A 21,486-nucleotide genomic window follows, 5' to 3' on the forward strand; every position below is an offset into this window, starting at 1 on the left:
CGGGGGAGCCTAGGCCTACACTTAGCCTCCCCCAGTCACATTATGGTCATCGCGCAGCCTATTTAGCCTTCAACTCTGTGACCAAACGGTCTGCCTTGTAAACCTTCGTCAAGGCTTCGGTGATGGCCGCAGTCGTGACGGATACCGTGCGATTCAATCGACCGTCATAGGCATAATTGCCACCGAGCGAGTGGATATTGCCGTCAAACGCCGCACCTACCACACGACCTTGGCGGTCGATCAGAGGCGAACCTGAGTTGCCGCCGATGATGTCATTGGTGGTCGAGATGTTGAACGGCGTGGCCAAGTTCAAGTTTGGCTTGGCGGCAAGCCACGAGGGAGCTGCGACGAACGGGAATTCGCCTGACGCGCGCTCAAAATAGCCAGCAATTGTCGTGGTCGATGGCACGTTGACCCCTGCATAGGTCCAGCCTTTCACGACGCCAAAAGACAGACGAAGGGTGAAAGTGGCGTCTGGATAGACATCAGCCCCATAAACCGCGAAGCGTGCCTTCGCGATCTTCTCAGCTGCTTGCGACAAGGGGCCATTGACCTCTTGGTTCATCCGGACCGACAGCGCCCGCGCATCGGTTTCGGCCCTGCGCGCCAATACGATAAGAGGGTCATTTGAAGCATCAACAGCGGCCTTGCCACCCTTGATTAGGGCTTCACGAACCGCTTTGTCATCGAGTTTTGTGCCCGCAATGCCGCGTGCTGCAATGCCCTCAGGGCTTTCGGCACCCAGCAAGCGCTTGATAGATGGATTGTCAGCCGTCAGATATTCACGCGCTTTCGAGAGCCACAATTCTAGACCGATAACTTCCATATCTTTGTAGATTGGCGCTTCCGTCAGAATTTGCTTTTCCATTTGTGCGATCGCCGCATCCGAATAGCCGGGTAAACGCTCTGCCAAAGGCTTGGCGCGCTCGTTAGACATTCGGACCAGCGCGCGAGCGGTACCATACAGGCTCGAGATCGAGCCAGCTCGAGCTTCCAAGAACTCATGCTCCCAGAACATATCTTGTTGCTTTAAAACGGCTGCATCAATCTGTGCCCACGGGTCGCCAATTTCGGCCAGGAGCTCTGGATTGGCGCGTACTTTGGCTTTCAGTTCCGCTTCTTCGCGCTCTTTGATCGCGAAAAACTGTGGGTCCATCAGCGAGCGTTGCTGGCCATATTGAGCCTTATAGCTATTCTCGATCCCAAACAGCATGTCTTCAGCCGAGCGCTTGGCCTCGTCGCTTTTGGTGCGATATTCGACGAGGCGGCCGCGAAGCTCGGCCCGCACCAATTGGCGGGTATGCAAGCGCATGTCGCGCTCAAACTTCAATTGGGTGGTGGTGCGCAAACGCTCGGTTGAGCCCGGATTGCCCGCAACAAAGACGATCTCGCCATCTTTAGGGGTTTCAGTGGTCCAAGCGAGGTGGGTTGGGGTTTTGACCGGCGCCCCATTTTCATAGGCACGCAGGAAAGCACCATCCAAATTGTAGCGTGGGAAATTGAAATTGTCCGGGTCACCGCCAAAGAAGCCCATGGCATTTTCAGGCGAAAAGACCAAGCGCACGTCTTTGTAGGTGCGGTATTTGTAGATCTTGTACTGACCTCCACGGAACAAGGAAATCATGTCACAACGGAACAATTCCTTGTCGTCATTCTTGCAGGCTTCTTCTTCCAACTTGGCAATTGCAACGCCGCGCGCTTGGGCTACTTTGCTGGCCTCAACACCGGCGGTCGCGGCTTTCACCTTGGCCGTATTGTCGATGATGCTAACCAGCACTTCTGCTTCCACGCCGGGGCAAGTCTTCTCGTCGGTCAAAGCAGCGGCCAAGAAGCCGTTCAGGCCGTAATCCTTATCGGCGCTCGACAAGTCAGCCACACAGCTGGACACGCAATGCCAATTGGTCAGGATCAAACCACTATCGGAAACAAAACTGGCCGAACAGCCAGACGACAAGCGCACAGCGGACTGTTGAACCTTGCTCAGCCACGCCTGATCGGGGGCAAAACCATGGGCCGCTTTCATTTTGGCGGCTGGAAACGCATCAAATGTCCACATGCCTTCATCGGCGAAGGCGGGGCTGGAAAAGGCTAGCGTCGCAACGCTAACAGCCATCAAGAATTTCGATTGCATCGAGATCATGTCCTTGCTGGGTGCGACGTACCATACGTCGACCCTAGATACGTGTTAACGCGTTCGATCCAATCACAAAAGCCGAGGCAGGGCTCTAGAGGCAGAAAATTACACCCCCTGCCATGTCAGTTTCCCTTGACGCGAGCGGAAGTGGTGGGCATGGCAATGCGCAAATCCTTATAAGCCAACATGCTCAGGAGACGTTCACATGTCAGATATTCGCTTTGACGGCCAAGTCGCCATCGTAACAGGTGCCGGTGGTGGGTTGGGTAAGCAACACGCCCTCGAATTGGCCCGGCGTGGTGCCAAGGTTGTTGTCAATGATTTGGGCGGCGCGATGGACGGAACTGGCGGCAACTCCGCTGCAGCCGAAGCCGTTGTCGCAGAAATTCAAGCCTTTGGCGGCGAAGCCATCGCCAATGGTGCCTCTGTCACCGACGATGCGGGCGTGGCCAATATGGTTGCCCAAGTCATGGAAAAATGGGGCCGGATCGACATCTTGATCGCAAACGCGGGTATCCTGCGCGACAAGAGTTTCTCGAAAATGGAAATCGCCGATTTTGACGTTGTCATGAATGTCCACCTGATGGGGACGGTCAAGCCAGTCAAGGCGATGTGGGAAATCATGAAGGCGCAAAATTATGGCCGCATTGTTGTCACCACCTCGTCGAGCGGCATGTATGGCAATTTTGGCCAGACCAATTATGGCGCAGCCAAGCTGGCGCTTTATGGCTTCATGAATACGCTGAAAATCGAAGGCGCGAAGAATAACATCAAGGTCAATGCGATCAGCCCGGTTGCTGCAACCCGCATGACGGAAAACCTGATGCCGCCACAAATGTTGGACCTTTTGAAGCCAGAATATGTCACCCCCGGCGTGATGTTCCTGGTCAGCGAAGATGCCCCAACTGGCACCGTTCTGTCCGCTGGCGCTGGTGTGTTCGCCGTCGCGAAAATCTATGAAACTGACGGCATCTGCCTGAAGGATGACGGCATCACCGCCGAAGAAGTTCGCGACAATTGGGACAAGATTTGTGACCCAGCCGGTCATGAAGCCTATGAACAGGGCGGCGGTCAAACCGGCAAGTTCATGCGCAAGCTTTCGGGCGGCTGATCCTAGCTGACAAGCAAACTCAAAATTTAATCAAACATCCCGCCGACCCGCGCCTCCCCTCTCAAGGCGCGGGCGGCTTTTATTTTGTCGATATAGGCTTCCATTCGGTGGTCATCCAGCAGGCGCGGATTGCCAAAGACGAACGAGATAAGCCCAATAATCGTATGGAAGATTTTGACAAATGGACTGCGGTCCCGCCGCATGATTGGTTTGCCAGTACTCGTTAAAAGACGCGGGTCGCCTGTATGGCGATAGGGCGTGAAGATCGGTGGCGGCATGGTGGTAATTAAGTCCCAACCATTGACCAGCCGATAGTGCGGGCAGACAACCAAGCGGTCAAAGGAAAGGTCGCCCACCCTTGGTGCACCAAACGTGTAACAGGCGGCCAGATTGTCGCGCTCCAATTGTGTCGAGGCAATCTGCGCCATCGCACCGCCCAGGCTATGCCCCGTCAGATACAGCCCCTTTGTATCTGGCACGAGGCGGTTCACATCTTCCAACAGTTGAGCGCCGATCCGATCATAGGCTTTCATAAAGCCCTTATGGATCTCGACACTGCCCAAGCGTGTGTCGACCAGCACGGCTTCGCTCATCAAATTGGTCTTCCAATCGCGATAGGAATCGGTGCCTCGAAAGGCGATCACAGCAAAGTCGTCAGCGCGCGCAAGGAAAGCTTGGCTGCCGTCTTGGTCATAGGTGGCTAGGAGCGTAAACTGTCCCGCGTTCAATAATTGGGACAACTTTTTTGGATCAGGTTCATAGGACAAAAGCGCTAGTTTCGCCATGAGTTCGGCTGTGCGCTCAGAAAAAGCGGCGCGCCAGGTCGGCAAGTTTCTGGCCTCGTCGGGGCCGAGTGTAATGGGGGGTTCAGGGCAGTTCGCTTGCGTGTTCATAAAGCAAGCATAAATTACTTTGGGTTGTGCTGTATAGATACTCCTCAGAGCTCGGCACTGAAACAACACCGACGCTCTGAGGGTCTAGCTTGCCTTTAGAGGCCTAACACCATTTTCGCCATGATATTGCGCTGGATTTCGTTAGACCCGGCATAGATCGAGGTCTTGCGATAATTGAAGTAAGACGGGGCCACTGCCACCGCATAGTCTGGTACGGGGAATGGGTCGTTCGAGCGCCCATCCAAGATGCCCCAGCTGTCGGCGACAAACGGAATACCCGATACACCAACGGCCTCGAGAGCAAGCTCAGAGATGGCCTGCTGCATCTCGCTACCTTTACATTTCAGCATGGAGGATGCGGCACCAACTGACTTACCCGAAGAGAGGCCCGAGAAGATTTTCATCTCAGTGGCATCAAGAGCGTTGATCTGGATTTCCAGTTCGGCAATCTTGCGACCGAAATCTGGGTCTTCCAGCAAGACGCGATCGCCAGACTGTTCGACTGCGGCGATGCGCTTGACCTTTTTGAGGGCGTTTTTCAAGCCCGGCGCATAGGCATTGCCACGCTCAAACTCCAACAGATACTTGGCATAGGTCCAGCCTTTGCCTTCTTCGCCGATCAGGTTTTCTGCTGGCACAAACACGTCTTCATAGAAGACTTGGTTGATTTCTTGCTGACCTTCAACTGGGCCATCCAAGGTCGGCAGAGCGCGTACGCTAATGCCCGGCGTGGTCATGTCGACCAGAATGAAACTGATGCCGTTCTGGTTCTTGGCTTCTTGGCTGGTGCGTACGAGATTGAACATCCAGTCTGCCCATTGCGCTTGGGTCGTCCAGATTTTCGAGCCGTTGAGAACATAGCCCTCAACCCCATCGCGCACGGTCTTTTCAGCCTTCATCTGAAGGCTGGCGAGGTCCGAGCCAGAGCCGGGCTCTGAATAGCCTTGGCACCACCAAATGTCCGAGGTCAGGATCTTGGGCAAGTGCTGGGCTTTTTGCTGATCATTGCCAAAGGCCATGATAACTGGGGCCACCATTTTTAGGCCCATAGGCGAAGGCGACGGGCAACCAGCGGCCGATACTTCCATATTGAAGATATAGCGCTGACTGGAAGTCCAGCCCGGCCCGCCGTGCTCAACTGGCCAATCCGGGGCGGCCCAGCCACGTGCGGCCAGCTTCTTCTGCCACTCAACTTGGCCTTCCTTGTCCAGATAGCCATTCTTGGACAAGGCCATTTTTGCCCGCAAAGCGGGCGTGTAGTTTTCAGCAATCCAGCCGCGGACTTCGGCTTGAAACGCAAGATCTTCAGAGGTGAATGCTAAATCCATTGCGGCTTATCCTAAAATACGGCTGGGCCTTGGGTCAGTTTTGGCGGAGCAGCAAGGAAGCCGCCGATTTTGGCAACCAGTGCAGCCATATGCTCGGTCTTGCCATGGGCATCCAGCGCGGCTTGATCGGCATAAAGCTCCAGCATGAAATAGTCGTTTTCCGCTTTTGCGCTTTTGCACAATTGGTAGACGGTCGCACCTGGCTCTTTCGCCTTCACGGTGGTGACGAATTCGGTCAGTAAGGCTTCAAATTCGGCATTCTTGCCGGCTTGGATGGTGAATTGTGCGCAGATTCCGATCATCTGGTTTTCTCCCTTAAGTCTGGTTGGTTTTCTTAGTTCTATAGCACTGGTTATAAGTCGTTTGAGGCATGATGGAAGGGCAAAGGTGCTCCCCGCTGCGTCAGCCGAGCCCGAGGCAGCGATAGGTTTCCGTGACCAAGCGGCCGCCCCTCGGATCACCCGCAAGATTGGGTGCCATCAAATTCATCGCGTAAGACACGCCCAGCTTATTAACGGGATCGGCAAAGCCAAAGCTACCACCCCAGCCGGAATGACCAAAGCTGGTGTCATTGGGGCCATAAAGCCCTTTGCTGGATAGAATAAAGCCCGCCGCCCAGCGCACCCACACGCCCAAAACTTTATCCTTGCCTTCACGACGTTGCGCACTTGCGAGCGCCACGCCTTCCGGTGACAGGATGCGAACGCCGTCGAGCTCACCACCGCGCGCTAAAGCGCCATAAACGCGGGCAATGCCACGGGCATTCGCACTGCCGCCTGCCGCGCCATTGCCTGCGGCGATCCAATCGGGCCGATTGGCTTGAAGTGGGCTCATCCGTGGGCTGCCCATAGCCGACTTGATGATTGGGTCTGTTTGTGGCGGTGCCGTCGCTAACATCGCTGCCCACGGTGCCACAATCGGCGCGCGGCGGTGGTGTTGATCCTCAGGCAACCCAATCCACACATCGGCATTGAGCGGTGTCGCCACTTCATCGGCGAAGAAATCCTTCAAAGAACGACCATCAGTCCGGCGCAACAAAGCGTCCACCCAATGGCCGAAAACGCCAGCATTATAAGCGTTGGCGGAGCCTGGCGGGAACAAAGGGGCTTGGCTCGCTAAACGAGCCGCAAAGGCTGGAATATCCAACAGCTCTTCCGTCGTGGCTTGGGTGTCTGCGCCTTGAATGCCGCTGGCATGGCTGAGCAGGGTTTCCACCGTGATGGCCTCTTTGCCGTTGACGGCATATTCTGGCCAATAAGTCGCAACTGGTGCCTGATAGTCTAAAAGACCGCGCTCCACAGCAATCCCGATACTGATGGCAGCCATGCCTTTGGTGGTCGACCACACATTAAAGAGATCGTCTGGCCCTAAAGGCTCGCTACGGTCTTCGTCGCGCACCCCGCCATAGAGGTCGATGATGGTTTCGCCGTCTTGGACAACGCTGAAGGTCGCGCCAAGCTCCTCACCACTGGCTAAATTCTGCGCAAAAGCGTCTCGAACGGGCTCAAACCCTTGCGCAACAAACCCGTGGATCACTGGTGCCTGTGACATCGCCTTCTCCCCTACTTCGTGCGCTCTCTAGGGCGCTTTTGGCCCCTCTTTGCGACACGCGGCAACAAAGGCAGGCAGTATCTGATCACGATCCACCGGCTGAGCGCGATAGTCAACGTCACCCGACGTCAAGGTAAAGTCGCTGGCTGCAAGAATTGTTTCAGCCACCCCCATCTCAGCCAAGCCAATCTTGCCCTCCACCAATTTGCGGTCTCCATCCCGCACGCCGCCTTGGCGACGGACTTCCGTGAAAGCAATGCGGCCTGCCTTCGTCGTCAGCACCAAAGTCGGCTGGGCCTCGGGTGCTGGAAAGACATGCGCGCGCAGGGTGATAAGCTGTTGATCATCGCACCACAAAACCAAGTCGGGGGCTGCCCCCGGCCGCGACAAAAACGCTGCGGCCCCTGCCTTTTGCTCAACCAATCGCCAGGAAAGCGGCCCCTCAGAGCCGATGCGATCACGCGGATTTTGATCCGTGTCGCCGGGATCGCATGCGCTGAGAGCACACACAAGCAGGCAGAAAGCTAGGCGCTTCATTGGCCAGTAAAGCTGGGGCTGCGCTTTTCTAGAATGGCATCCACGCCTTCCTCATGGTCTGCCGTATGATGCATCAGCCCTTGGGAAGCCGCCGACAATTCCATGATGGTGTCAAAGGTTGCCGTCTGGCCCTGGCGCATCAATGCCTTGGTGACGCGCAGGGCATGGGGTGGCTGCATCGCGATTTTTTCAGCCATCGCACGGGCCTCCGCCATCAAGGCATCGGCCTCGACTACGCGGGAGACAAAACCAAACTCACGCGCGGTCTGCGCGTCGACCACATCGCCGGTAAACAAAAGCTCGCACGCGCGACTCCACCCCACGATGCGGGGTGTCAGCCAAGCGCCGCCATCGCCCGGGATCAGGCCTAGCTTCAAAAAGGTCACGCCGAACTTGGCTCCGCTGGCGGCGATACGAATATCACCCATGCAGGCCACGTCACAGCCAAGCCCAATAGCGGGACCATTCACCGCACTGACCAATGGCACTTCCAAGTTCCAGAGGGCTTTGATGATCTTATGGATATTACCGCGATAAGCCTCGCGAATTTCAGCCGGGCTACCGCCAAAAGCCCCTGTCCGTTCTTTCATGGCCTTCACATCGCCGCCAGCAGAAAAGGCCCGCCCCTCGCCCGTCAGAATCGCAGCGCGGATCGAACGATCGGCATTAATGTCAGCGCAAATGGCTTGAAACACATCACCGTCGCCGGGTTGACCTAAGGCATTCATTGCTTCGGGACGGGTGATGGTGATGGTGGCAATTGCCCCGTCTTTTTCCAGTTTCGCTACGGCCATGGGAACCTCCAAAATCAGTGTGGAAGCCGTAAAGCTAAGGGCTGTTTCTGGCAATCATTTCAAATGCCGAAGACGGCAGACAAAACAGATCGAATTGACCTCCAGGGCGGACTCGCGCTCTATCGTTAGCTAACATAGGGACATCTAGTATGGCGTATCTTGACCCGACAAACCGTCGCATCGCGACGGGCTTAGCCTTTGGCATCACAAGCTTGTTCGCACTGCCTGCCCAAGCCCAAATTAGCGAAGTGCGCGGGGCAATCATGGCCCACAATATCGAGACAAACGTTTCCAAGAATGCAGGCAAGGAAGACGGGCCGGACGTGTAAGTCGAAGTCTTGTGGAACAGCCCAGATTGGCTGAAATTTGCTTTTTCACCCCGCCCCGGTGTCGTTGCTTCGCTTAACACCCAAGGCGAGACCAGTTTCGCCGGCGTCGGGCTAGATTGGACCTTCGCCGTCAGCAAGAACATAACCATCGACCCTTATTTGGGCTATGTGATCCATAATGGCGATCCGCTGGAAAACCCCTATGCTCCTGCCGACAGCGCGCGGCGGGCAAAATTCAATGCGGAGGAATTGGCCTTGGGCTCGCGCGATTTATTCCGCTTGGGCTTTGCCGTCGGCTATCGCCACAGTGAGTCTTGGACAAGCTATCTGGTGTATGAACACCTAAGCCACGGCCACATTCTGGGTGGCTCTAAGAACCAAGGCATCGACAATGTCGGCATCCGGCTTGGGCGCACTTTCTAAGTTTCAACGCCTGACTGAAACCGCGTAAACCTCAATAGCGGCGAGTTTAACTTGGTCAGCGACCCAAGCCATCAAGGGGTCATGGTCTCGGGCTTTTGCCATAACCAAAACAATGCCCAATGATGGATTGTCGATCGGGGGCCGGTGCAAGATTAAGTCAAAATGGTCTGCAAATCGGGCGGCGAATGCACGAGACAAAGTCGTCACCGCATCAGTTGTGGAGACAGCGGCTAATGCAGCCAGAAAGTGCGGCGTAGACCAGAGCGTGCGACGCTGGATTCCGTGGACCGCTAAGAGCGCATCCAAGTCATTCACCCCATCATTTAAAAGTCTGATTAGAATGTGGGGCACTTCGCCATAGTCTGACAGTGTCCAATCGTGGGTCGCCAGAGGATGATTACGCCGCATGACCAATGCCAATTCGTCTTGTGCCAGATACAGGCTTTGGGCCCCAGTTGGCAAAGGCGAGGTATCCAGCGCAAAAGCGAAGTCGATATCGCCGCCCGCCATGCGCGAGACAAGGTCAGGGCCATATGGCTCGCAACTAATGTCTAATCCCGGCGCACGGTCTGATAAGTTGCGCAGTAAGGTGGGAAAAATCAGCGTGTTATGTACATCCGAACTGGCAAAGCGGATGGTGCGCTGTGATGTTTTAGGGTCGAAGTCAGGGGCATGAAACACTTGTTTCAGCTGTTCCAAAGCAGGCCTAAGGGCAAAAGATATCTCCAAAGCCTTAGGTGTTAGCACCAAGCCCTTGGCCCCGCGCGCCAAGATCAGATCATCAAAAATCGTCCGCAAGCGCCCCAGCGCCCGGCTCATTGCGGGCTGACTCATGCCTGCGTCCGCCGCCGCCAAGGTCACATTTTTGCACCTTAACAAAGCCTCGAGCGGCGGAAGAAGATTGAGATCGAGACCGTTTAAATTCACTTCACGCATAGCGAACATATAAACTATGCATTTTACGTATACAATCCTCAGCACTATCCCTCATGCAACGAAATCGTAGGAGATGAAGATGCGTGAGAAAATTGTGGTCCTAGGATATGGGCCGGTCGGGCGGGCTGTTGTCTCGCAATTGTTAGCGACAGGCCAAGAACGAGATGTGTGCGTGGCCCAGCGCCATCGGCCAGAAACTTTGCCAGAAGGCGTATCCTTCGTCCCGTGCGATAGTCAGATCTTGGCTTCAGTGCAGGCGGCCTGTGCAGGGGCCGCGCAGATCGTCCTAGCAATTGGCTTTGCCTATGAGCGGGCAATCTGGGCTGACCAATGGCCTCGCGCCATGGCCCATGTGCTGCAGGCAGCAGAAGCGAATGGCGCGCGCCTAATCTTTGTCGATAACTTGTACATGTATGGCCCCCAGACGGTCCCGCTCGTCGAAACCCTCCCCCTCTCGCCATTTGGGACCAAGCCAGCCGTGCGGGCTGCGATCACACGGCAATGGATGTCGGCCCACAGGGAGGGCAAAGTGCGGGTCGCGGCCCTACGCGCGCCAGACTTTTATGGCCCGGGGGTCGCACAGTCCCACCTTGGGGATATGGCATTTGGCGCATTGGCTAAAGGCAAACCCGCTATGCTGATCGTCGACCCTAATCAGAAGCATGACTTTGCCTATGTGCCGGATATAGCGCGTGGCGTGCTCTCGCTTCTCAATGCACCAGACGAAGATTTCGGCCAAGCTTGGCACATTCCCTGCGCGCCTATCCAAACCCCACGCGACATCCTTTCACTGGCTAGCGCATATACGGGCAAGCCACTCAAACTCACCGCTTTGCCGATGGCCTTTTTGCCCTTCATCGGGCTGTTTAATCCCATGATGGCGGAAATGGCCGAGATGCGCTTTCAATGGGATCGCACATACCAAGTTAATGCAACCAAATTCGCCAAGCGGTTCTGGAACGACCCCACGCCCTTTTCAATCGGCATTGCCGCAACACTTAAGGCCTATGAGACAGCCTAGCCTGTTTGCTTAGAGATTCTGCGTCTTCGATAGGCTTTTATCAAGCCGGACCTAAATTCGGCCCGAAAGACTTAGTTGGTCTTGGTCCCAAGAGGCTTTCACCCCATACACATCGGCCAAAGTCGATGTAGTCAGGGCCTCGCGCGGCGGAGCTTGGATCACGAGTTTGCCCTGGTGCAGCAGGATGATCTCGTCACAGAATCGCGCTGCAAGGGCCAAATCATGCAGGACAACCAAGACCGCTTGCCCGTCGCGGGCTTGGGATTTTAGCGTCGCAAGCACGTCAAAGCTGTGACCGGGGTCTAGCGCGGCGGTCGGTTCGTCGGCAATCAGTGCCGGCGCTTGGCTGGCGAGCGCACGGGCCAAATGGACACGCGCCAGTTCCCCGCCAGACAGGCTGGTGACAGAACGGTCTTCAAACCCAATGAGGGAACATCTCGCCAAAGCATCCTCGACCGCCGCTGCATCCGCGGGGCCTAGTCGCCCCATCGGGCCACCATAAGCAAAACGGCCTAAGCTAACGGCTTCGCGAACGGCAATTGGCCATGCCAACTTGCGCGCTTGGGGGAGGTAAGACACGCGCAAGGCCCGCTGCTTGGGTGTTAGGCTATGGGCAGGTTGGCCATCCAAATAGGCTTGCCCGCTGGTCAATGGTTGGAGGCCCAAAAGCGCGCGGACGGCTGTGGTTTTTCCAGCCCCATTGGGCCCCAATAGGCCCACAAGCTTTCTAGATGTCACGTCAAAAGACACGGCATGGAGAAGTTTTGCGCCATGCACAATAACGCTGGCATCGTGAAGCTTAAGGCTCATTGGTCTGCTTCCAGCATACGGCGGCGAACGGCAATCCAGATGAAGATGGGTGCGCCGATCAGAGCGGCGACAACGCCAAGCTTTAGTTCTTGGCCTGTGGGGGCAAGCCTCGCGATCAAATCTGCGACAACAAGAACGAGGCCACCCAACAGGGCTGCGGGTACGAGGGTGCACGCGGGGTCATGCCCCACTAAGGGCCGCATGAGGTGGGGCGCGATGATGCCAACAAAGCCAACCGCACCCGCGATCGAGACAGCTGCCCCCGTCAAAAGCCCAGTGCCAAGCACGACCCAGATACGCGAACGACCCACATCAAGACCCACAGCGCTGGCGGCCTCTTCGCCGAGTGTCAAAGCCCGCAGGCCCGGCGCTGCCAGACCAATCGCTATCGCCCCTGCAACGAAGAAAGGGGAAGCAAGCAAAAGGTCTTCCAGCGAACGATTGGCCACCGAGCCCATCATCCAATTCATCATATCTGACAAGGTGAAGGGGTTTGGAGCTAGATTGAGCAGAAGCGACATAAAGGCCCCTGCGAGGCTTGAAATACCCACCCCAACCAGCACCAAGGTCACAACCGACTGCACCCGCGGTGCGATGAGAGCGAGCAGACCAGTCGCAAGCAAAGCCCCCGCGATGGACGCCAAGGGCAACATCCAAGGCGAAAGCTGCACAAAGCCCCAATAAATCGTGATCGTGGCAAAAAGGCTCGCCATGGCCGAGACACCAAGGACCCCCGGCTCTGCCAAGGGATTGCGCAACAGGCCTTGAAGTGCTGCGCCACAGCCCGCCAGCGCCATACCGACGACAAAGGCCGCCAAGGCCCGCGGTAACCGAATGTCCCAAACGATCAATTCTGCTTGCGGGTCACCCAGCCCAACCAAAGCTGCCACAAGCCTCCCCATTGGCAAAGGCGTGACACCGATCAAACAGGAAGCCGCGATTGCCAGCGCGCTGAGAGCGAGCAGCGTTAGGACTAAAGTTGGGGTATGATTTTGAACCTTCATGGCCGCAATTCCTGAGGCAAAGGACCGGTCTCGGCAGAAATGCTGTGACCTGTGGCGGCCATCGCCTCCATCGCATCGACCATAAACCAGCCGCTACAGGCCGTAGCACCACCATCAAGGCGCGCAACTGGCAGGTCGGTCAGCATTTGTCGCACCATGGGATGGCGCGCTTGGCTCCAATAATCTTGGTGCGGGCTCTGCGCCGTAAAGAAGGCCGTCACCACCATGGCCGGACGCTCGGTCGCTAAGCGTTCTAGGGGCAGCGGGTTCCAGCCCTTTTGCGTCTGGAAATTGACGAGCCCCGCTTGGCTCATCATGCGATCAACCAGCGAGCCCGGCCCTGTCGTCACTCCGCCGGGTGTCACATAAAGCGCATAGACCTGCTGTGCCGGCTTTAGGTTCGCAAGCCTACGATCAAAATCGGCGACTACAGCTTCGCCGCGCGCTGGCTGACCTAAAGCTTCTGCAGCGGCGCGCACATTCGTGCGTACAGCGGCGAAATCCTCACCCCAGCCAATTTGGTGGACCTTGATACCCGCCCGCTCCAGAAACGGAACCATTTGCGGCCCCCCACCATAGGAACGAACAACAACGTCGGGCTTTAGTGCCAGAATCGTTTCCGCGTCGGGCCGAACTTGGTTCAAGCCCTTCGCCTCTGCGCGCATGAAAGAAAAGTCGCGCGTGGCATCGGGCGAAACCGCAACGATATGCCCCCTGTCCGCCAGCTTGATCACAAACTGGTCCGCACAAAAATCAAGAGAGACAACGCGCAATGGGGCTCTGCCCTGTTCGTTTGCGCCCACAGGTCCTTGAGGCGGCGGCGAGGAACACCCCGCCACCGCCATTAAGCACACACAAAGGACAAGCTTAGAAGCTCGCACGGAGACCTACCAATGTCTGACGCCGGGGCGAGCCATAGCCGGTGATCGTCTCATAAACTTCATCGCCAGCATTTTCGACACGAGCAAAGACCGTCCAATGCGGATTGATCGTCTGGCTTGCACGTAAGGTCACCAGATCATAGCCCTTGATCACAACCGTATTGGCAGCGTTGTTAAAGCTGTCGCCAACACGGGAGTAGGTGGCAGAGACATCAAGCCCAAAGTCAAACAGATAGCCGATGGTAGCTGAGCCCGTCTCCTTGGCCCGGCGCGGCAAAAGGCGGTTGAAATTGGCAGAGCTGCGCACTTTGTTGCGCGCGTCTAAGGTAGCAAAACCAGCTGACAGGCTTAGCTGGCGCGTCGGCTTTGCCTCCAGCGTGAATTCAGTGCCATCGGCCTTGGTGCGGGCAATATTGTCATAAGTCCCACTCGGACGACCGACGCAAATGGCCGCCGAATTGCCAAAGCAGGAGACGAAATCGATTTGATTGATGGTGTCGCGCTGGAAATAGGTAAACGACCCAATTAAGCGGCGCGAAAACCAAGCCTGCTCCACCCCGATTTCAGCAGAGCTTGCTTCTTCAGGTTGCAGTTTTGCGTTCCCGAAGCTGGAGAAAAGCTGGAACGGCGTCGGGGATTTAAAGCCATCGGCCAGGGCTGCGCGAAGGATCGTGTTGCCGCCATTGAGAGAGGCCGCCACATTTGCCCGCGTGTTCAAGGCTTCGCCAAAGCTATCATGATCGGTCCAGCGAACGCCTAAAGTCGCCGTCAGCCAAGAGGCAGGCGAAGCTTGGCCCTGCAGATAAAGCGCACTTGACTCGCTCGTTGCTCGCAAGGGGGCTGGATTGGGATTGGAGACCGACGGGCTTGCTGTGCGCAGCTTTGATTCCTCAAACTCCCCCCCGCCGACGAGTTGGAACATTGGGGTCACGTCCAAGTTTGTCTGAAACTCCGCCCGCCGATTGGTGCCATTGCCGATGAAGGTGTTTTGGACGGCAAGGGTGGGATTGAGATTGATCCGGTCCGTCTGGGTTTCATTGAAACCAAAGCGTGTGCGCGACCGGCCATCCAACAAAGTCAGGTTAGCGCCCGCATAAACGATCAGCTCGTCTGTCTTTGAGCGCTCTGGCGTATCGGCCAAGGCAAAGGTCGGTGCAGGAAAACCATCAATGCCAACATCGCTTTTCGACCAAAAGACACGCGCTTCAAGGCTCAATTGATCATTCAAAGCATAGTCGACCCGGCTTTGCGCAAGCGTGTTTTTAAAGCCGTCGCGCTCTTTGCCCGAAGCTGCCGAACTTACGCCGTCGGTTTCAAACTGACCTGCGGCAAGGACATACGAAAGGTCGCCCACTTGCCCACGCACGGAACCCTGCGCCCGCTTGGTATTCAAGTCCCCAGCTTCTAGGGTGACAGAGGCCCCGAAGGGGACATCACCTGACCGGGTAATGATTTGCACCACCCCGCCCATCGCTTGGCTGCCATAAAGGGTAGATTGCGGCCCGCGCAGGACTTCGATCCGTTCGAGATTGCCAACCAACAAATTGGCGAAGTTAAAGCCACCGCCGGGGCCGGACGGATCATTGAGCTTAACGCCGTCGATCAGCAGCACAGTCTGATCGCTTTCTGCGCCGCGGATACGAACTGTGGTCAAGCTGCCCACCCCGCCCGTACGGCTGAAAGCAACGCCAGGAACATCGCGCAACAGGTCAATCACGGGAATGGATTGGGCACGGGTTATCGCTGGTGCATCAATCACGGTGACCGAGGAACCAACCCGCGAGGCGCGCGTTGGCGTTCGCGTTGCTGTGACAATGATGGTTTCAGCTGTCGTCGCCTTGGAGCCCGAAGTCGGGCTTTGGGCAGCAGCTGACGCCACGAAAACGAAGGGGAAGAGTGCCACGCTTGCGGGCACAATTAGGGTTTTTGCCAATCGGCAAAGTCTGCGTGTCATAGATTTCAGTTGGCCGCTGATGCACGGCCAATCCTCCTTGCATGCAAGAGTGGCGGGTACGCACCACGCGCCCCACGTCCTGCAGTCGTTGCATCGGAGGTAAACTCCGGCCTCCCCGCTGACCCTGGCAGGACGGACGAACGACGGCGATGGCAGGTCTCCCGACTTACGGGTCACGGCTTTGTTTCGGCCTTCCCGAACCCATTTGGGGCCCAGTGGCACATCTTGGCATCGGCCAAGAGAAACGCGGCTATCCGCTTACGGTCGCAGGCACGGCTGCTGATTTGAGGGCTAACCCTCGCACAGCATTCCCTTTTCACCCCAGTTTCCTGAAGCACCATCTAACTAAGAGGTTATCAGCAAGAGCTGGCTTTAACAAGCGCAACCTCCTGCCACGCGGGAGGTGGCAGGAGGTTTGGGAGGAAAAACTAGGTGGCGATCAGGCGCTATCTGCTCGCCGAAGTCATAGCGATAATGGAGATCAGCACGATAGCTGCAGCTAAGGACACGGCCAAAACCGTGGTCGTGCCTTTGACGCGAACGCCTTGGCGCGCTTCGTCGCCAGTTTTCACGATGGGAGGGTCTTCAATCATGGTCGTCTCCTAAATGCTGACCGCGCCATCGGTCCATTTTTGGTCTGCCATGCCGGTCAAATCGAAAGAGCGATCCGGCCCATTGGCCAGTTCTTCGTCGGTTAAATTGACGACATAGCCATCTGGCAATTCTCGGAAGGTCAAGAGGCCCCAAGCAATTGGATAACCCTCCTCGCCCAGCCCCATAAAGCCACCGAAATTCATGACCGCATACGCCACTTGACCGGTGCGCTTGTTGATCATGATGTGCTTAATCGTGCCAATCCGGTCGCCAGAAGGCCTGTAGACTCCGACCCCTTCAACCTTAGAACTGGAGATCAGGATTGCATCGGTTTGTTCGACGATTTTATTGATGTTCTCTTCTTGCATGACGGGTTCCAATTCAATGTGGGAGAACCAGTCAAACGCGCGAGGCCAGTGGGGGTTCCGGGGGGTGTTAGGTTAGCTTTTTAGGGTGCAGTTAGTGCTGACTGCACCGCGGCTCAGTGTGGACGCAAGCCTTGAACCTAATGGCGACAGTATAGGGACAGCCCCTTAACGTCCTGGCTCAGGCCAGCATTGACCTAATGACATTATTCATGCCACAAAATTGGCCGAAGTCGCTTCTTTGGCTGGGGAATTTTGATGCTGCGGTCAAACGTCAGGGCGAAATCATGGACCACCGGTTTGTTACCAATCAACCAAATGGCCAGCTCCATTCACTCAAATAGACGGAACCGGCGGGCATGACGGCAGAGCCTTACACCTTATACGGGCTAAAGCTTTCTTACTTCACCGGCAACTCGAAGCCTATTTGCGTGCCAAGGGGATTGCGTTCCAGTTCGTCGAGATGAACATCGCCGACTTCCAGAGATGCGCGAGGGAGACCGGGGTGGCGCAAATGCCGCAACTCGTGTCCCCGCAAGGGGCTTGGCTCACCGATACCACAGCAATCATCGCCCATTTCGAGGGTCAAGGGGCTGAGCCAAAGTTGACCCCGACCACTGCCACCGGCACCTTCTTGAGTCTATTGTTTGAAGATGCCTTTGATGAATGGCTCTGGCGCCCGGCACTCTATTATCGCTGGGCGTTTGACGAGGATTCGCGGCTGATGGGCCATCAGATCGCGCGCACCCTGCTACGTGACCTGCCAGCACCCTTGTGGTTGCGAAGCTTTTGGATCACGCAACGCCAAAAGCGGGAGTACTTGAAAGCTGACGGCGTGACCCACGAAAATGGGCCCGCGCTAGAGCGCCATTATCTGGCCGTGCTCGACATGCTGGAACCGATCTTCGCCGCACGGCCCTATTTGTTTGGGGATCGCCCGTGCGAAGCTGATTTCGGCCTGTTCGGCTCGATGTTTCGGCACTTTTCCTCTGACCCGACCCCGGCAGCCATCCTGCGCGAACGGGCACCCAATGTTATGGTATGGATCGCGCGCTTATGGGCCGCGACACCAGACAGTCTTGCTAATTACGACAGGGTCGCTGACCCACCCAGCGACCTCGACCCGCTCCTCCGCTGCATCGGGGCGGATTATTTGCCCTATCTTGAAGCCAATCTGGAGGCCGTCGCGAACCACAAACCCCGCGTTCGGTTCGAAAGTTTTGGCGGCCACTTTGAAATTCCCACCTCAACCTATCGCGCAGCCTGTTGGCAGGATCTTTGCCGGAAGTTCGCAGCACTCTCCACAACGGAACAGGAAACAGTCTCCGACAGGCTTGGTTTCGAGATCAAGCAACGCACCGAAGCGCTGGACCTGGATCTCCCACCACCATCAAAAGGTCGCAGGGTCAGGAATCGCCATTGGAGATAATGGCTCATAAATACTAAACCACAACAACAAGCGCGCGGTGACAGAGTCCGCACAACTTGCGTGTAAACTGCCACGCATAGTGCCTGTTAAGCCAGTAGCGGTTAGCACGCGTTTTGACCCAGTAGATTAATGCGCGTCTCAGTAAAGTATGCTGTTAAACAGGGAGCCACCAACACCAAACGTGAGACCAAGAAACTTTATAGAGTCCGTCACGCCATCAATCGAGTATGCAAGACGTAAACCATCGGGGTCCAGATAGATGCCTTCGTTACCAGTAATGCCGCTACCGCGGAAATCGATAATGTCTTGGCCTGGCGTGAAGTCTGTGATGACATCTGCGCCAAAGCCGCGCCCAAGATATCGAAAGACATCGACGCCGCTGCCGCCGGTCATGATATCATTCCCAGCCCCACCAATGAGGATATCTCCACCTGCCAAACCGAAGAGCCTGTCATTGCCTGCCCCACCATCGATCCAATCGGCACCCACCGACCAACCAATGATGTCGTCGAAATTGCTGCCAATGACCCCTTCGATTGAAGTATAGCTGTCGCCGATTGCATCGCCATTCGTGTTGCCAAAATCGCCTGAATAAAGGTAAATTGGGGTTGTTGACGTCGAATAGCTCACAAGGTCACGTCCGGCTCCGCCATTCAATTGATCCCGTCCCGCACCACCAACGAGAATGTCGTCGCCGCCAGAGCCTATCAATATATCGTCGCCACCTTGCCCGTAGAGCAAATCATTGCCGTCGCCACCATCCAGCGTATTTGCCAAATTGTCCCAACCAATGATGTCATTAAAGCTCGACCCGGTGACATTCTCAATACTAGAGAATACATCACCACGTGCATCGCCACTTGCATTTCCGAGGTCGCCAACGAACAGATAGATGCCGCTAGCGGCAGACCTGTAGCTTGCGATATCTGTGCCGTTACCACCAACCAACAGGTCCGACCCGGCCCCACCGTCTAGGACGTCGTTGCCCCCGAGACCATAAAGCCCATCGTTGCCTGCGCCGCCGCTCAACCGATTGTCGCTATCATCAAGGCCTAAGACGTCATTGAAAGATGACCCTTCGAGGTTCTCAATACTAGCGAGGACATCCCCGACAGCGTCTTCGGTCCAATTGCCACCGTCGCCCAAAAAGACATAGACACCCGCCGCGCTGGTTGCATAGGAAGCCGTGTCATTACCGGTGCCCCCATTTAGGAAATCGCGACCTATGCCCCCGCTCAGCAGATCATCACCGCCTTGGCCATACAACTGATCATTGCCATTGCCGCCTGTCAGAGAATTATTGCTGTCATCCATAGACAAAATGTCATTGAACTGTGTCCCGATGACGTTTTCGATATTGACCAGAATGTCCTGCGAAGCTTCGCCTGTCCAATTGCCGCCATCGCCAAGTGCAAGATAAATGCCGCTCGTTGCTCGCGCGTAAGAGGCTGTATCATTGCCGTCTTCGCCATCGATATAGTCAGCGCCTTTGCCACCCTCTATGACATCGTTACCAGCGCCGCCGAGCAGGATGTCATCGCCGCCTAAGCCCAGCAATACATCGTCGTCGCCAAAGCCATCCAAAACATTGATGCTATCGTCGACCGCCAACACGTCATTAAATTGAGAGCCAATTAGATCTTCGATTGAAATCAGAACATCGCCCGCAGCATCCCCATTCCAGCTAGCCCCGTCGCCAAAGACAACATAGACGCCGGTCGTTGCATTCTCATAACTAGCGGTATCGAAACCGGCACCGCCATTAACATAATCCGCCCCAGCGCCGCCTACCAAAACGTCATCGCCAGCTAGGCCATATAGTTCATCTGCACCTGCCAAGCCTGACAAGTAATTATTCCCATTATCAATGGCTAAGATATCATTGAACCTGGACCCAATTAAGCCTTCAATACTGGTCAACTGATCACCAATGGCTTCGCCTCGCCAACCGCCCCCGTCTCCAAACACGAGATATTGACCTACTGTTGCCAGCTCATAGCTAGCAATGTCGAAACCTTCACCGCCGTTGAGGATATCGCGGCCTGCGCCACCAATCAGGATATCGTCACCATCGCCACCAATCAGGATATCGTCCCCAGCTTCGCCTGCCAAATAATCGGCAAAAGTTCCCCCGGTTGCGACGTCCGCCCCGCCTCCTAGGTAGACTGTACCACTTGTCCGTCCCTGACCGGAAATAGTGTATTTGTCGGCAGTATCGCCAAAGAATATATCGCCAAAAATAGAGCCTGAATTGGTGATTTCGCTCAAGAATGGTCCAGGGGACCCTGTTTCCAAGCCCGCTACAATGGCCCCGTAAATGGTGCCATTATTCACAAGGTTAAGGTAACCAAATGTTACGACCGCATAGTCGCTCACAATGATCCCGGACTGTGCATTTGTTATGTTTAGATTAGACAGGGCGATTACGCCGAACGCTTCTTGAGGAAGCGTTACTGGGCCAATTTGGATATCGCCGCCTGAAATAGAAGTAATGACACCGGAGTTGTTCAAAGTACCCGCATCGAGGAAGCGAATGCCATCGACGGTGCCAAATCCTCTCGCATGAATTTCACCCGAGTTTTCGACGACCATGTCGTTTAGGAAGCTCATGCCTCTCGCACTACCCTCTTGACTCCATGCGTATATCCGCCCGGAATTGACAACCGCAATAGGACCTGTGGAAGGGCCGAGATTGGATGGGTTGTCGCTTTGATAGGCATAAGCGAAGGCAATTGGGCTGGTGGCAATAGCAATGATGTCACCACTATTGTTGAGAGTCCCCCCGCCTACCGCGATACTGGCGTTTTGAGAAATTGAAACGATGTTTCCGGTATTTGTTATTCTATGCCAACCGGTCCCAGATCCGATTGGAGTTGATACTCCACCTTCAGACCAAATTGTGCCATGGTTGATCAGACTACTTCCCGTTACTAACCGACCACCGTTTGAGTAAAACGCACCTGTTCCTAGGTCTAGGAGCGACACGTCCGCACTCACTGTGTAATTGTAAGGACCGCCCGTCGGGTTGAAAATGTTTTGTGGCCCCGGCCCTACAATGATCTGTCCTGTCATTGGCGCAACATTTGGCCTGAGACCCGGATCCGGCATCGCGATCCATGGGTCAATTTGGGCGGCATAAGCGCCAACCATCCGCGTCAGAAACGCTTCAACTGCTGGAACCAAGGTACCATTGGGTGCAAAACGAAGTGGAAGGGATGCAGACATCGGAACGCTCGCGAAAAACCAACTTGTTATCCCCTTTGAAGTAACGGTCTGAACTGTACTCGTCAATCTAAAGTGCAATTTGGCGGGACGGGCACTACCCAGCTCCTTGGACTTTGATCAGGCGTTTGGTGCGGCCATGAAGGCGTTTTTTCCCGATTCCTGTTTGC

General features: G+C 55.8%; 20 protein-coding genes and 1 riboswitch. Of the genes, 5 read left to right on the plus strand and 15 right to left on the minus strand.

Translation table 11 applies throughout. The features are described from left to right. Positions 1-58: 58 nt before the first annotated feature. A complete protein-coding gene (locus ACIQ20_RS03645; RefSeq protein WP_395777550.1) occupies positions 59-2,131 on the minus strand; it encodes a S46 family peptidase in 2,073 nt (690 codons plus the stop codon). A 208-nt stretch (positions 2,132-2,339) separates the two neighbouring features. Between ACIQ20_RS03645 and ACIQ20_RS03650 the strand changes: the two genes are divergently transcribed. Then, entirely contained in the window at positions 2,340-3,245 is a 906-nt protein-coding gene (locus ACIQ20_RS03650) for an SDR family NAD(P)-dependent oxidoreductase (RefSeq protein ID WP_346381450.1), read from the plus strand. 26 nt (positions 3,246-3,271) lie between these two features. On the opposite strand, the gene ACIQ20_RS03655 is transcribed toward ACIQ20_RS03650, so the two are convergent. From ACIQ20_RS03655 to ACIQ20_RS03680, 6 genes are all read right to left on the minus strand, one after another. Continuing rightward, positions 3,272-4,138: a lipase family protein gene (locus ACIQ20_RS03655; protein WP_395777553.1), complete on the minus strand. Its 867-nt coding sequence runs from the start codon at positions 4,136-4,138 to the stop codon at positions 3,272-3,274. 95 nt (positions 4,139-4,233) lie between these two features. Beyond that, the gene (locus ACIQ20_RS03660) at positions 4,234-5,466 is read right to left on the minus strand and encodes an acyl-CoA dehydrogenase family protein (RefSeq protein WP_346381448.1); all 1,233 of its coding nucleotides are present in this window, start codon (positions 5,464-5,466) and stop codon (positions 4,234-4,236) included. 11 nt (positions 5,467-5,477) lie between these two features. Next, positions 5,478-5,768 carry a putative quinol monooxygenase gene (locus ACIQ20_RS03665; RefSeq protein WP_290800838.1) on the minus strand — a complete coding sequence of 97 codons (291 nt, stop codon included), beginning with the start codon at positions 5,766-5,768 and terminating at the stop codon, positions 5,478-5,480. A 100-nt stretch (positions 5,769-5,868) separates the two neighbouring features. Beyond that, positions 5,869-7,017 (minus strand): serine hydrolase domain-containing protein, encoded by a 1,149-nt coding sequence (locus tag ACIQ20_RS03670; RefSeq protein ID WP_395777556.1) that lies wholly within the window; start codon positions 7,015-7,017, stop codon positions 5,869-5,871. A 27-nt stretch (positions 7,018-7,044) separates the two neighbouring features. Beyond that, the gene (locus ACIQ20_RS03675; protein ID WP_395777558.1) at positions 7,045-7,554 is read right to left on the minus strand and encodes a hypothetical protein; all 510 of its coding nucleotides are present in this window, start codon (positions 7,552-7,554) and stop codon (positions 7,045-7,047) included. Beyond that, positions 7,551-8,348, minus strand: coding sequence for a crotonase/enoyl-CoA hydratase family protein (locus ACIQ20_RS03680; protein WP_395777560.1), 798 nt, complete (start codon positions 8,346-8,348; stop codon positions 7,551-7,553). The genes ACIQ20_RS03675 and ACIQ20_RS03680 overlap by 4 nt, the downstream gene beginning before the upstream one ends. Positions 8,349-8,497: 149 nt before the next feature. Here ACIQ20_RS03680 and ACIQ20_RS03685 point away from each other — a divergent pair, with 149 nt between their 5' ends. Both ACIQ20_RS03685 and ACIQ20_RS03690 read left to right on the plus strand, forming a co-directional pair. After that, positions 8,498-8,677, plus strand: a complete 180-nt coding sequence (locus ACIQ20_RS03685) for a hypothetical protein (protein ID WP_395777562.1) — start codon at positions 8,498-8,500, stop codon at positions 8,675-8,677. 9 nt (positions 8,678-8,686) lie between these two features. Beyond that, positions 8,687-9,100 (plus strand): acyloxyacyl hydrolase, encoded by a 414-nt coding sequence (locus ACIQ20_RS03690; RefSeq protein WP_395777564.1) that lies wholly within the window; start codon positions 8,687-8,689, stop codon positions 9,098-9,100. A gap of 3 nt (positions 9,101-9,103) precedes the next feature. Here the strand turns inward: ACIQ20_RS03690 and ACIQ20_RS03695 are convergent, their stop codons facing one another. Further along, positions 9,104-10,045 (minus strand): LysR family transcriptional regulator, encoded by a 942-nt coding sequence (locus ACIQ20_RS03695; RefSeq protein ID WP_395777566.1) that lies wholly within the window; start codon positions 10,043-10,045, stop codon positions 9,104-9,106. A 70-nt stretch (positions 10,046-10,115) separates the two neighbouring features. On the opposite strand from ACIQ20_RS03695, the gene ACIQ20_RS03700 reads away from it, so the two are divergent. Further along, positions 10,116-11,057, plus strand: a complete 942-nt coding sequence (locus tag ACIQ20_RS03700; RefSeq protein ID WP_395777568.1) for an NAD-dependent epimerase/dehydratase family protein — start codon at positions 10,116-10,118, stop codon at positions 11,055-11,057. Between the two features lie 51 nt (positions 11,058-11,108). On the opposite strand, the gene ACIQ20_RS03705 is transcribed toward ACIQ20_RS03700, so the two are convergent. The 6 genes from ACIQ20_RS03705 to ACIQ20_RS03730 all read right to left on the minus strand — a co-directional run bounded on the left by ACIQ20_RS03705 (position 11,109) and on the right by ACIQ20_RS03730 (position 16,668). Continuing rightward, positions 11,109-11,867, minus strand: a complete 759-nt coding sequence (locus ACIQ20_RS03705; RefSeq protein ID WP_395777570.1) for an ABC transporter ATP-binding protein — start codon at positions 11,865-11,867, stop codon at positions 11,109-11,111. Further along, a complete protein-coding gene (locus ACIQ20_RS03710) occupies positions 11,864-12,871 on the minus strand; it encodes a FecCD family ABC transporter permease (protein ID WP_395777572.1) in 1,008 nt (335 codons plus the stop codon). Before ACIQ20_RS03710 ends, ACIQ20_RS03705 begins: the two co-directional genes overlap by 4 nt. Continuing rightward, positions 12,868-13,644 carry an ABC transporter substrate-binding protein gene (locus ACIQ20_RS03715; RefSeq protein ID WP_395777574.1) on the minus strand — a complete coding sequence of 259 codons (777 nt, stop codon included), beginning with the start codon at positions 13,642-13,644 and terminating at the stop codon, positions 12,868-12,870. The genes ACIQ20_RS03710 and ACIQ20_RS03715 overlap by 4 nt, the downstream gene beginning before the upstream one ends. Before the next feature lie 94 nt (positions 13,645-13,738). Further along, positions 13,739-15,706, minus strand: a complete 1,968-nt coding sequence (locus tag ACIQ20_RS03720; RefSeq protein ID WP_395777575.1) for a TonB-dependent receptor plug domain-containing protein — start codon at positions 15,704-15,706, stop codon at positions 13,739-13,741. A 133-nt stretch (positions 15,707-15,839) separates the two neighbouring features. Further along, positions 15,840-16,063: riboswitch (cobalamin riboswitch) on the minus strand. A gap of 89 nt (positions 16,064-16,152) precedes the next feature. Then, positions 16,153-16,299, minus strand: coding sequence for a hypothetical protein (locus ACIQ20_RS03725; RefSeq protein ID WP_395777576.1), 147 nt, complete (start codon positions 16,297-16,299; stop codon positions 16,153-16,155). 9 nt (positions 16,300-16,308) lie between these two features. After that, positions 16,309-16,668, minus strand: a complete 360-nt coding sequence (locus ACIQ20_RS03730) for a PRC-barrel domain-containing protein (RefSeq protein ID WP_395777577.1) — start codon at positions 16,666-16,668, stop codon at positions 16,309-16,311. A 424-nt stretch (positions 16,669-17,092) separates the two neighbouring features. Here ACIQ20_RS03730 and ACIQ20_RS03735 point away from each other — a divergent pair, with 424 nt between their 5' ends. Further along, entirely contained in the window at positions 17,093-18,094 is a 1,002-nt protein-coding gene (locus ACIQ20_RS03735; RefSeq protein WP_395777578.1) for a glutathione binding-like protein, read from the plus strand. 138 nt (positions 18,095-18,232) lie between these two features. On the opposite strand, the gene ACIQ20_RS03740 is transcribed toward ACIQ20_RS03735, so the two are convergent. Then, positions 18,233-21,319: a beta strand repeat-containing protein gene (locus ACIQ20_RS03740; protein WP_395777579.1), complete on the minus strand. Its 3,087-nt coding sequence runs from the start codon at positions 21,317-21,319 to the stop codon at positions 18,233-18,235. Positions 21,320-21,486: the final 167 nt, after the last annotated feature.

Source organism: Aquidulcibacter sp., assembly GCF_044346625.1.
Lineage (GTDB): Bacteria > Pseudomonadota > Alphaproteobacteria > Caulobacterales > Aquidulcibacteraceae > Aquidulcibacter.

What these genes read in the sequence shown, in the direction of transcription:
- ACIQ20_RS03645 (WP_395777550.1), bottom strand. Translation starts at nt 2,131, where the DNA reads ATGCAATCGAAATTCTTGATGGCTGTTAGCGTTGCGACGCTAGCCTTT.
- ACIQ20_RS03650 (WP_346381450.1), top strand. Translation starts at nt 2,340, where the DNA reads ATGTCAGATATTCGCTTTGACGGCCAAGTCGCCATCGTAACAGGTGCC.
- ACIQ20_RS03655 (WP_395777553.1), bottom strand. Translation starts at nt 4,138, where the DNA reads ATGAACACGCAAGCGAACTGCCCTGAACCCCCCATTACACTCGGCCCC.
- ACIQ20_RS03660 (WP_346381448.1), bottom strand. Translation starts at nt 5,466, where the DNA reads ATGGATTTAGCATTCACCTCTGAAGATCTTGCGTTTCAAGCCGAAGTC.
- ACIQ20_RS03665 (WP_290800838.1), bottom strand. Translation starts at nt 5,768, where the DNA reads ATGATCGGAATCTGCGCACAATTCACCATCCAAGCCGGCAAGAATGCC.
- ACIQ20_RS03670 (WP_395777556.1), bottom strand. Translation starts at nt 7,017, where the DNA reads ATGTCACAGGCACCAGTGATCCACGGGTTTGTTGCGCAAGGGTTTGAG.
- ACIQ20_RS03675 (WP_395777558.1), bottom strand. Translation starts at nt 7,554, where the DNA reads ATGAAGCGCCTAGCTTTCTGCCTGCTTGTGTGTGCTCTCAGCGCATGC.
- ACIQ20_RS03680 (WP_395777560.1), bottom strand. Translation starts at nt 8,348, where the DNA reads ATGGCCGTAGCGAAACTGGAAAAAGACGGGGCAATTGCCACCATCACC.
- ACIQ20_RS03685 (WP_395777562.1), top strand. Translation starts at nt 8,498, where the DNA reads ATGGCGTATCTTGACCCGACAAACCGTCGCATCGCGACGGGCTTAGCC.
- ACIQ20_RS03695 (WP_395777566.1), bottom strand. Translation starts at nt 10,045, where the DNA reads ATGTTCGCTATGCGTGAAGTGAATTTAAACGGTCTCGATCTCAATCTT.
- ACIQ20_RS03700 (WP_395777568.1), top strand. Translation starts at nt 10,116, where the DNA reads ATGCGTGAGAAAATTGTGGTCCTAGGATATGGGCCGGTCGGGCGGGCT.
- ACIQ20_RS03705 (WP_395777570.1), bottom strand. Translation starts at nt 11,867, where the DNA reads ATGAGCCTTAAGCTTCACGATGCCAGCGTTATTGTGCATGGCGCAAAA.
- ACIQ20_RS03710 (WP_395777572.1), bottom strand. Translation starts at nt 12,871, where the DNA reads ATGAAGGTTCAAAATCATACCCCAACTTTAGTCCTAACGCTGCTCGCT.
- ACIQ20_RS03720 (WP_395777575.1), bottom strand. Translation starts at nt 15,706, where the DNA reads ATGACACGCAGACTTTGCCGATTGGCAAAAACCCTAATTGTGCCCGCA.
- ACIQ20_RS03725 (WP_395777576.1), bottom strand. Translation starts at nt 16,299, where the DNA reads ATGATTGAAGACCCTCCCATCGTGAAAACTGGCGACGAAGCGCGCCAA.
- ACIQ20_RS03730 (WP_395777577.1), bottom strand. Translation starts at nt 16,668, where the DNA reads ATGCAAGAAGAGAACATCAATAAAATCGTCGAACAAACCGATGCAATC.
- ACIQ20_RS03740 (WP_395777579.1), bottom strand. Translation starts at nt 21,319, where the DNA reads ATGTCTGCATCCCTTCCACTTCGTTTTGCACCCAATGGTACCTTGGTT.